The organism is Micropruina sp., assembly GCF_027492755.1.
Classification (GTDB): Bacteria; Actinomycetota; Actinomycetes; order Propionibacteriales; family Propionibacteriaceae; genus Micropruina.
On record NZ_JAPUED010000094.1, the window covers coordinates 5,809 to 15,073 of the forward strand.

8 protein-coding genes are annotated in these 9,265 nt (G+C 69.1%); 7 read left to right on the plus strand and 1 reads right to left on the minus strand.

All coding sequences use genetic code 11. The annotated features are described in order from the left end of the window. Positions 1–7: 7 nt before the first annotated feature. Positions 8–649, minus strand: coding sequence for a GntR family transcriptional regulator (locus Q0066_RS06480; protein WP_298131271.1), 642 nt, complete (start codon positions 647–649; stop codon positions 8–10). A 187-nt stretch (positions 650–836) separates the two neighbouring features. Between Q0066_RS06480 and Q0066_RS06485 the strand changes: the two genes are divergently transcribed. From Q0066_RS06485 to Q0066_RS06515, 7 genes are all read left to right on the plus strand, one after another. Continuing rightward, positions 837–2,147 (plus strand): extracellular solute-binding protein, encoded by a 1,311-nt coding sequence (locus Q0066_RS06485; RefSeq protein ID WP_298131273.1) that lies wholly within the window; start codon positions 837–839, stop codon positions 2,145–2,147. Beyond that, entirely contained in the window at positions 2,148–3,077 is a 930-nt protein-coding gene (locus tag Q0066_RS06490) for a sugar ABC transporter permease (RefSeq protein WP_298131274.1), read from the plus strand. Beyond that, a complete protein-coding gene (locus Q0066_RS06495; protein ID WP_298131278.1) occupies positions 3,077–3,907 on the plus strand; it encodes a carbohydrate ABC transporter permease in 831 nt (276 codons plus the stop codon). The genes Q0066_RS06490 and Q0066_RS06495 overlap by 1 nt, the downstream gene beginning before the upstream one ends. Beyond that, entirely contained in the window at positions 3,904–5,979 is a 2,076-nt protein-coding gene (locus Q0066_RS06500; protein WP_298131279.1) for a beta-galactosidase, read from the plus strand. Before Q0066_RS06495 ends, Q0066_RS06500 begins: the two co-directional genes overlap by 4 nt. Position 5,980: 1 nt before the next feature. Beyond that, positions 5,981–7,333: an aminomethyl-transferring glycine dehydrogenase subunit GcvPA gene (gcvPA, locus tag Q0066_RS06505; protein WP_298131281.1), complete on the plus strand. Its 1,353-nt coding sequence runs from the start codon at positions 5,981–5,983 to the stop codon at positions 7,331–7,333. Next, positions 7,330–8,913, plus strand: coding sequence for an aminomethyl-transferring glycine dehydrogenase subunit GcvPB (gene gcvPB / locus Q0066_RS06510; protein WP_298131283.1), 1,584 nt, complete (start codon positions 7,330–7,332; stop codon positions 8,911–8,913). Before gcvPA ends, gcvPB begins: the two co-directional genes overlap by 4 nt. Beyond that, a partial coding sequence (locus tag Q0066_RS06515) for an NAD(+)/NADH kinase (protein ID WP_298131285.1) occupies positions 8,910–9,265 on the plus strand: 356 nt, incomplete at its 3' end. The genes gcvPB and Q0066_RS06515, both read left to right, overlap by 4 nt.

The following is a 9,265-nucleotide window of genomic DNA, read 5'->3' on the forward strand; positions in this document are numbered from 1 at the left end:
GGGAGTCTCAGCGCTGGGAATGGTTGATCAGCCGGGCCGTCCCGTTGATCCAGTTCAGCCGCAGCGCCGCCTGAGCCCGCAGCAGGTCACCGGCCACCAGGGCGGTAGCGATCTCCAGATGCTCGGCGGCCACTCGTTCGATCAGCGCGTCGGAGGGCACCATCTCGAACTCGTAGCGGTGCACCGCACCCTTGATCGAGGCCAGCAGCGACAGCAGCCGTCCGTTCGGGCAGGCGCTGGTCAGCAGGTCGTGCCACTGCTCGTCGCGCTCGATGATCTCGCGATGCGTCGCCACCGACTCCGGGAAGTCCTCGGCCAGCGTGACGAGCTGGGCGCCGAGTTCGGCGAGCCGCTCGGCCGGGGTCAGCTCGATCGCCAGGCACTCCAGTGCGGCGATCACCGGCGCGAGTTCCTCGAACTCCGCGCTGCCCAGGACGGCGAACCGGAAGCCCTTGCCGATCTCGGACTCGATATAACCCTCGGTCTCCAGGCCGATCAGCGCCTCGCGCAACGGCGTCCGGGACACCCCCAGTTCATTGGCCAGTTCGGCCTCGTTGATGCCGGCGCCGGCCTCGATCGAGCCGTCCCGGAGTCGTCGCAGGAGCTCCTCGCGGATCTGTGCGCGCAATGAGCGCCGTTTGATCACCATGGTCGCTCCAGCTTGGGGTTACGGGCCACCGGCACCGGGCCGGCCGTCATCAATATTGCATATCGTGCACCGCCCCTCACCCCAGGTCCAGCACCCCGATCGACGGGCATCGAGCGCACCCGCAAGGTCTTGATGCGCTATTCGTGCTCGGTGTACGGTATACAAAATCCACGTCAGAGGGGACGTCATGAGACTTCGCACACTGATCACGGGCGTTCTGGCGTCCGCTCTCGCTCTCACCGGATGCGCCATGGGCGGCGCTCCGGCACCGAAGGCGGCCCCCACCCTGGAGCCCTCCACCGGCCCGGTCACCGGCGAGATCACCGTCTGGACGTGGGATGTCGCCGCCACCGCGCTGAAGCGGTTGGCGACCGACTACGAGAAGGCGCACCAGGGCACCACCATCAAGGTCGTCGACGTCGGCTACGACAACGCCTACGACAAGATCTCCGTCGGGCTGCAGGCGGGCACCGGCCTGCCGGATCTGCTCACCCTGGAGACCGATCGGCTACCCGGCTTCCTGGAGAACTTCCCCAACGGCTTCGTCGACCTGACCAGCCGGGTCGAGCCCGAGAAGGCCAACCTCGACCCGTCCAAGCTCGCCGCGGCCACCGGCAAGGACGGCAAGATCCTGGCGATGCCGTGGGATTCGGGCACCATGGCCCTCTATCTGCGGTCCGACTACCTCAGCGACGCCGGCATCGACCCGGCCACACTGACCACCTGGGACGCCTTCGCCCAGGCCGCCGAGCAGGTCAAGGCGAAGCTCGGCAAGACCGCCTTCGACACCGACCTGTCCACCGGCGCGATGTTCCTGCAGCTGCTGCAGCAGCGCGGCACCGGCATCTTCGACGCCAACGGCAAGGTGGTACTCGACAACGACAAGGCCGTCGCGGTGCTGACCTTCCTGCAGAACCTGCAGCAGAAGGGCCTGATCAACAACACCAAGGGCTGGGACGCCCGGGTGTCGGCCGCCAAGGCCGGCAAGTCGGCGTTCAGCCCGAACGCGGTCTGGTGGACCGGCACGCTGACGTCGGAGGCCAAGGAACTGAAGGGCAAGTGGCGCGTCCAGCCGCTGCCGACCTTCGCCGAGGGTGAGGCCAAGACCTCCAACAACGGCGGTTCGAACCTGGCTGTCCCGGCTCAAGCCAAGAACCCCGCTCTAGCCGCCGACTTCGCCGCGTTCGCCCTGCTCAACTCCGACAACCAGAACAGCATGATGGCCAAGGAGGGCCTATTCCCCTCCTACCTGCCAGCACTGGCCAGCCCGGTCTACTCCGAGCCCGATCCGTACTTCGGCGGCCAGCCCGCGATGCGCGTCTTCGCCGACCTGACCAGCACCATCCCGGCCATCTCCTACACCGGCGACTACGCCAAGGCGTCCGAGATCGTCGCCAACGCGACCGTCGAGGCGATCCTCAACGGCAAGGACGCCAAGGCCACGCTGCAGGACGCGGCCGCCACCATCGCCAAGCAGACCAACCGGGAAATCGGGTAGATGTCCGCCGCGACCGCCGCGGGACGCCGATCGGGCGCCCCGCGGCAGGGCCGCCGTCCCGGGGCCCTGGAGCGCCGGACCTCCCGGTTCGGATGGTTCTTCGCGGCGCCCGCCGTGGCGCTGTTCGGGTTCTTCTTCGCCTACCCGCTGGTCGCCTCACTGATGCAGAGCTTCCAGGTCACCCAGGACGGCGTGACCGGCTTCGGCGGCCTCGCGAACTACGAGAAGCTGGCCGGCGATGACCTGGTCTGGCTGAGCCTGATGAACGCCGGCATCCTGCTGGTCTTCCAGGTGCCGTTGATGATCGGCCTGGCGCTGCTGCTGGCGGTGGTGCTGAACCAGAGCTGGCTGAAGTTCCGGACCACCTTCCGGATGATCCACTTCCTTCCCGCGGTGACCACCCTGGTGGCGTACTCGCTGGTCTTCCGGGTGATGCTGCAGGCCGACGGCGGTGTGATCAACCAGCTGATCGGGGTGGTCGGCATTCCCCCGATCGACTGGCTGAACAATCCGTTCTGGGCCCGGGTGGCGCTGATCGGCTCGATCACCTGGCGATGGACCGGCTACAACATGGTGCTGCTGCTCGCCGGCCTCCAGGGCATTCCCAAAGAGCAGTACGAATCGGCGGCACTGGACGGCGCCACCGGCTGGCGCACCTTCCGGCACGTCGTCGTGCCGCAGCTGCGGCCGGTGCTGATCTTCACCTCGATCACTTCGACGATCGGCGCCCTGCAGCTGTTCGACGAGAACTTCATCCTGACCGGCGGCGGGCCGTCCAACGCCACCCTGACCCCGGTGCTCTACCTCTACCGGGTGGGTTTCCGGCAGTTCGACTTCGGCTATGCCTCGGCGATCGCCTGGCTGCTGGTGCTGGTGATCGGCATCTTCTCGATCGCCCAGTTCTGGCTGATGCGCGACAAGGAGGCCTGATGGAGAAGCAGACCTCCGGGCTGGCCCAGGCTCTGGGCTACCTCTTCCTGCTGGTCGGTGCCGTCGCGTCGATCCTGCCTTTCGCCTGGATGCTGATCTCGGCGACCCACACCACCGCCGACGTCTTCGCCTCGCCGCCGCCGATCCTGCCCGGCGACCAGCTGTGGGCGAACCTGGTCCGGCTGCAGGAGACCACCAACTTCGCGCAGGTCTGCCTGAACTCGGCGATCATCGCCGTGCTCTACACGGTCTTCTCCGCCGCGGTCTCGGCGATGTGCGGATATGCCCTGGCCAAGTACCGCTTCCGCGGGCGCGGACTGGTGCTCACCTTCATCCTGATCACGATGATGATCCCGATGCAGGTGCTGCTGGTGCCGCTGTTCCAGATCATGGCGTCGCTGGGCTGGATCGACACCTTCCAGGCCGTGATCCTGCCGTTCCTGGCCAACGCCTTCGGCATCTTCCTGATGCGGCAGGCCTTCGAGAGCTTCCCGGACACCCTGATCGAGGCCGCCCGGATCGACGGTTCCGGTGACATCGGGATCTTCTTCCGGGTCGTCCTTCCGGTGGCCCGACCGCAGCTGGCGGCGTTGGTGATCTACACCTTCATGTCGCAGTGGAACGCGTTCATCTGGCCGCTGCTGATGCTGAACACCGAAGCCAACTACACGATTCCGGTGGCCCTGAACACGATGGTCGGGCTCTCCCGGGTCGACTACTCAGGTTTGATGCTCGGCTCGCTGCTGACCACGCTGCCGATGCTGCTGATCTTCGTGATCTTCCAGAAGCAGTTCGTGGCGGGCCTGCTCGGAGGGGCGGTGAAGGAGTGACCGTTCCGCAGCGTTGGCCCCTGCCCGCGATGGCGTTCGGCGGCGACTGGAACCCCGACCAGTGGCCCCGGGAGGTCTGGCAGCACGACATCACCCTGATGCGGCAGCTCGGGGTGAACCTGCTCAGCCTGCCGGTGTTCGCCTGGCCGCAGCTGGAGCCGTCCGAGGGCGAATACCGCACCGACTGGCTGGCCGAGATCCTGGACGCGCTGGACGCCGCCGGCATCGGCGTCGCGCTGGCGACCGGGACGGCGACCCCGCCGGCCTGGCTGGTCCGGGCCCATCCGGAGATGCTGCCGGTGCGCGCGGACGGCGTCCGGCTCGATTTCGGATCACGGCAGTCGTACTGCCCGAGTTCGCCGGTCTTCCGGGCCAAGGTGGCGGCGCTCACCACGATCCTGGCCACCCGGTTCGGCGACCATCCGGCGCTACGGCTGTGGCACGTCTCCAACGAGTACGGCGACCACATCTCCCGCTGCTGGTGCGAGGTCTGCGCCGCTTCCTTCCGCCGCTGGTTGCTGCGCCGGCACGGCTCGCTGGCAGGCATCAACGCGGCCTGGGGCACCAAGGTGTGGGGGCAGCTGTACACCGACGTCGAACAGATCGAGGTGCCGCGAGTGACGCCCGGGCCGGACAACCCGGCCCGGCTGCTCGACTTCGAACGGTTCTGCTCCGACAACGTGCTGGAGTTGTTCCGCCTGGAACTCGACATCCTCGGCGAGCTGACCCCCGGCGTCCCGCGCACCACCAACTTCATGGGGCTGTTCCACGACCTCGACTACTGGCGGTTCGCCGCCGTCGAGGACCTGGTCAGCAACGACGCCTACCCCGACCCCGGCAACACCGCCAGCCACACCGACATCGCGCTCAGCTACGGCTTGATGCGGTCGCTGAAGAGCCGGCCCTGGTTGCTGATCGAGTCGGCGCCCAGCGCGGTCAGCTGGCGTCCGGTCAATGTGCCGAAGGCGCCCGGCCAGCTGCGGGCCCATGCCCTGCAAGCCGTCGCGCACGGCTCGGACGGCGCCATGTTCTTCCAGTGGCGCGCCGCCCGGACCGGGCCCGAGCGGTTCCACTCGGCGGTGCTGGGGCACCGCGGCGAGGCCAGCCGCAGCTTCGCCGAGGCGTCGCAGTTGGCCGCCGATCTGGCCACCCTGGCCCCGGTGGCCGGCAGCCGGGTGCGCTCGTCGGTGGCGATGGTCGTCGACTGGGACACCATCTGGGCGCTGCGTCCGGACGCCTCGCTACCCGCAGAGATCTCCTGGCATGCCGAGGCGCACCAACACCACGCCGCGCTGCATCAGCTGGGGCTGGCCGTCGACTCGGTCGCACTGCCGGGCTCCGATCTCTCCCGGTACGCCGTCATCGTGGCCCCCACGCTCTACGTCACCTCCGATGCCCAGGCCGAGGCTTTGACAGAGTTCGTCCGCGGCGGCGGAACCCTCGTCGTCGGGGCCTTCTCGGGCGTGGTGAACGAGTGCGAGCAGGTGCACGCCGGTGGCCCTCCGGGTCCGTTGCGTGAGCTGCTCGGCGTCGAGGTGGACGAGCAGTGGCCGCTGCTCGAGACCGACGAACAGATCGTCGAGTTCGACTCCGGAGCCCGTACCGTCGGCCGGTTCTGGGCCGAGTGGATCGAGCCGTCCGACGACGTCGAAGTCGTTGCCCACTACGACGGACGCCCGTTGCACGACCTGCCGGCGATCACCCGCCGGCGGCTCGGGGAGGGCGCCGCGTACTACGTCAGCGCCGGCCTGCCGCTGGATTCGCTGACCCCGTGGCTGCATCAGGTGTGCGCCGAGGCCGGGGTCGACGTCCGGATGTCGGCGAACCCGTCCGTGGAGGTGGTCACCCGCACCGACGGGGCCACCGACTACGTCTTCGTGATCAATCACGCACCGACGCCGGCCGAGGCCCGCGGGCCGGCCGACGCCGATGTCCTGCTCGCACCGGACGGCGATCCGCCCGTCCGGCGAGCTTCCGGGCTGAGCATCACGTTGCCGCCCTTCGGGGTGGCCGTGTTGCGGATGCCCAGCACGACCCCGTCCCTGCACCACGTCCATTCGATCGAGGTATGACATGACCCAACCGCGCGTCCACCCCTACATCCCCAACACCGCGCCGGCGGCCAAAGCGGCCATGCTGGCGGCGACCGGTGCGGACTCGATCGAAGACTTCTACGCCGACATACCCGACGACCTCCGATTGCATCGGCCGCTCAACCTGCCACCGGCGCTGGTCGCCGAGGAGGACCTGCGCCGCCACGTCGCCGGGCTGCTGGCCCGCAACGCCTCCCCCGACGATCGGCTCACCTTCCTCGGCGGCGGCACCTACCCGCACGCGGTGCCCGCGGTGGTCGGCGAGGTGATCAACCGCGGCGAGTTCCTCACCGCCTACGCCGGCGAACCGTACGAGGACCACGGCCGGTTCCAGGCCCTGTTCGAGTACGCGTCCGAGATGGGTGAGCTGCTGCAGACCGATGTGGTGACGATTCCCACCTACGACGGCTTCCAGGCCACCTCGACGGCGCTGGCGATGAGCGGCCGGATCACCGGACGGCGCACCGTGCTGCTGGTCTCGGACGCCGAGGTCGACAAACTGAGCCGGATCACCGACTTCGTGGCGGCGATGGAGGTGAAGCAGGTGCCGACCCGTGGCGCGGTCGCCGACCTGGACGCGGTGGCCGAGGCCCTGAACGACCAGGTCGCGGCGATCTGGGTGGAGACCCCGAGCGCCACCGGTGCGGTCGAGCAGGCGCTGCCGCGGCTGGCCGAACTGGCCCATGGCGCCGGTGCGCTGCTGGTGGTCGGGACCGATCCGGTCGTCTACGGCATTCTCGAGCCGCCGGCCACCCAGGGTGCCGACATCACCTGCGGCGACATCCAGTCGCTCGGCCTGGGCCAGTGGTTCGGCGGCGCGCACGCCGGCTACCTGGCCTGCGCCGACGATCCGCGGCTGGTGATGGAGCTGCCGTCGCGGCTGTTCGGGCTGACCACCACCGACGTGCCGGGCGAGATCGGGTTCGGTGACGTCGCCTACGAACGGACGTCGTTCGCCGTCCGCGAAGAGGGCAAGGAATGGGTCGGCACCGCCGCCGCCCTGTGGGGCATCGCCGCCGGCGTCTACCTGGCGCTGATGGGTCCCCAGGGCATGCGCGACCTCGGCGAAACGGTGGCGCTGCGCACCCGCTACGCGCAGCAGAAGCTCGCCGCCATCGACGGTGTCGAGCTGGCCGACGACGCCTTCCACCTGCGCGAGTTCGTGATCACCACCCCGATCCCGGCGGCCGAGCTGGTCGCTCGCTGCCGGGCCCGCGGCGTCGAGCCCGGGATCGTCCGCGGCGAGTCCGAACTGACCGTCTGCGTCACCGAAATGCATAGCCAGGCCGACATCGATCGGCTGTCCACCGTGATCGAGGAGACCCTGTCATGAGCCTGCCCCTGGCCCCCAAGCCGCCGCTGCGCCGCTTCCACCAGGCCCGCTGGGACGAGCCGCTGATCTTCGAGTTGTCCGCCGCAGGCGAGCGCGGCGTCCTGGTGTCGCGTCCCGAGCCGGAGGTGGTCGCCGCCACCGGCACCGTGGATCAGGTGGTCCCGGCGTCCCTGGCCCGGACGTCGCCCCTGGAGCTGCCCGAGATGGCGCAGATGCGGGTCCTGCGGCACTTCGTCCGGCTCTCCCAGGAGAACCTGGGCGCCGACTTCAACATCGACATCGGGCAGGGCACCTGCACGATGAAGTACTCCCCCAAGGTCAACGACCAACTGGTCAACACGCCGCTGCTGCGCGACCTGCACCCGGCGCAGGATCCGGACACCGCCCAGGGTGTGCTGCAGATCATCTGGGAACTGGAGCGGATGCTGGCCGAGATCTCGGGCATGTCCCGGGTGACGATGCAGACCTCCGGCGGCTCGGGCGCGATCTGGGCGAATGTGGCGATGATCCGGGCCTTCCACAAGGCCAACGGCGAGGACGAGCAGCGCCGCGAGGTGGTGACCACCATCTTCAGCCACCCGTCCAATGCGGCGGCGGCGAAGACCGCCGGCTACGACGTCATCACCCTCTACCCCGACGCCGACGGCTACCCCGATCTGGACGCCCTCAAGGCCGCGATCGGCCCGCAGACCGCGGCGCTGATGATCACCAACCCCGAGGACACCGGCATCTACAACGGACGGATCCGCGAGTTCGTGGACGCCGTCCACGAGGTCGGCGCCCTGGCCTGCTACGACCAGGCCAACGCCAACGGCATCCTCGGCATCACCCGGGCCCGGGACGCCGGCTTCGATCTGTGCCACTTCAACCTGCACAAGACCTTCTCGACGCCGCACGGCTGTGGCGGCCCGGGCGGCGGGGCGTCCGCGGTCAGCGAGAAGCTGGTGCCGTTCCTGCCCTACCCGCTGATCGACCGGGTCGACGACGAGTCGGCCCGCGACGGCGTCCGGTTCGTGCTGGACGACGACCGGCCGCAGTCGATCGGCAAGATCGGGCCGCATCACGGCACGGTGCCGGTACTGGTCCGCTCCTATGCCTGGATCCGGGCGCTCGGCGCCGAGGGACTGCGCGATGTCGCCGAGATCGCGGTGCTGAACAACAACTACGTGCTGTCCAAGGTGCTGGCGATTCCGGGGGCGTCCGCTCCCTACGCCACGGGGAAGCGGCGGATCGAGCAGGTCCGGTACTCCTGGCAGGAGCTGTACGAGGAGACCGGGGTGGACACCTTCCAGGTCGGCATCCGGATGGCCGACTACGGCATGCACTACTGGTCGAGCCATCATCCGTTCGTGGTGCCGCAGCCGTTCACCCTGGAGCCGACCGAGGCGTATTCGCAGGCCGAGCTGGACGAGTACTGCGACACCCTGGCCGCGGTGGCGCAGGAGGCCCGGGACAATCCGGAGCTGGTTGCCGGGGCGCCGTACAACACGCCGATCCACCACGCCGATCACGACGATCTCGATGACCCGGAGCGCTGGGCGATCACCTACCGCGGCTACCGCCGCAAGTACGGCCTGTGACCCAGCACGGCGAGGTGATCGGGTTGGTGATCAACCCGATCGCCGGCGTGGGTGGCCCGGCCGGGCTGAAGGGCAGCGACGGCGCGGCCGTCCAGGAACTGGCCCGCAGCAGGGGCGGCGTCGAGCACGCCCTGGAGCGGACGGTGTGGGCGCTGCGGCGCCTACCCGAAGGCACGCAGGTGCTGACCGCCTCGGGGGCGATGGGCGCGGACGCCTGCGCCGCCGTCCCATCGCTGCGCTACGAGGTCTGTTACCAGCCCGCTTCACCGAGCACCGCCGACGACACGGTGGCCGCGGTCGAGGCGCTGGTACGGCAGGGGGTTCGGCTGATCCTGTTCGCCGGCGGCGACGG

What these genes read in the sequence shown, in the direction of transcription:
- gcvPA (WP_298131281.1), top strand. Translation starts at nt 5,981, where the DNA reads ATGACCCAACCGCGCGTCCACCCCTACATCCCCAACACCGCGCCGGCG.
- Q0066_RS06480 (WP_298131271.1), bottom strand. Translation starts at nt 649, where the DNA reads ATGGTGATCAAACGGCGCTCATTGCGCGCACAGATCCGCGAGGAGCTC.
- Q0066_RS06495 (WP_298131278.1), top strand. Translation starts at nt 3,077, where the DNA reads ATGGAGAAGCAGACCTCCGGGCTGGCCCAGGCTCTGGGCTACCTCTTC.
- Q0066_RS06485 (WP_298131273.1), top strand. Translation starts at nt 837, where the DNA reads ATGAGACTTCGCACACTGATCACGGGCGTTCTGGCGTCCGCTCTCGCT.
- gcvPB (WP_298131283.1), top strand. Translation starts at nt 7,330, where the DNA reads ATGAGCCTGCCCCTGGCCCCCAAGCCGCCGCTGCGCCGCTTCCACCAG.
- Q0066_RS06490 (WP_298131274.1), top strand. Translation starts at nt 2,148, where the DNA reads ATGTCCGCCGCGACCGCCGCGGGACGCCGATCGGGCGCCCCGCGGCAG.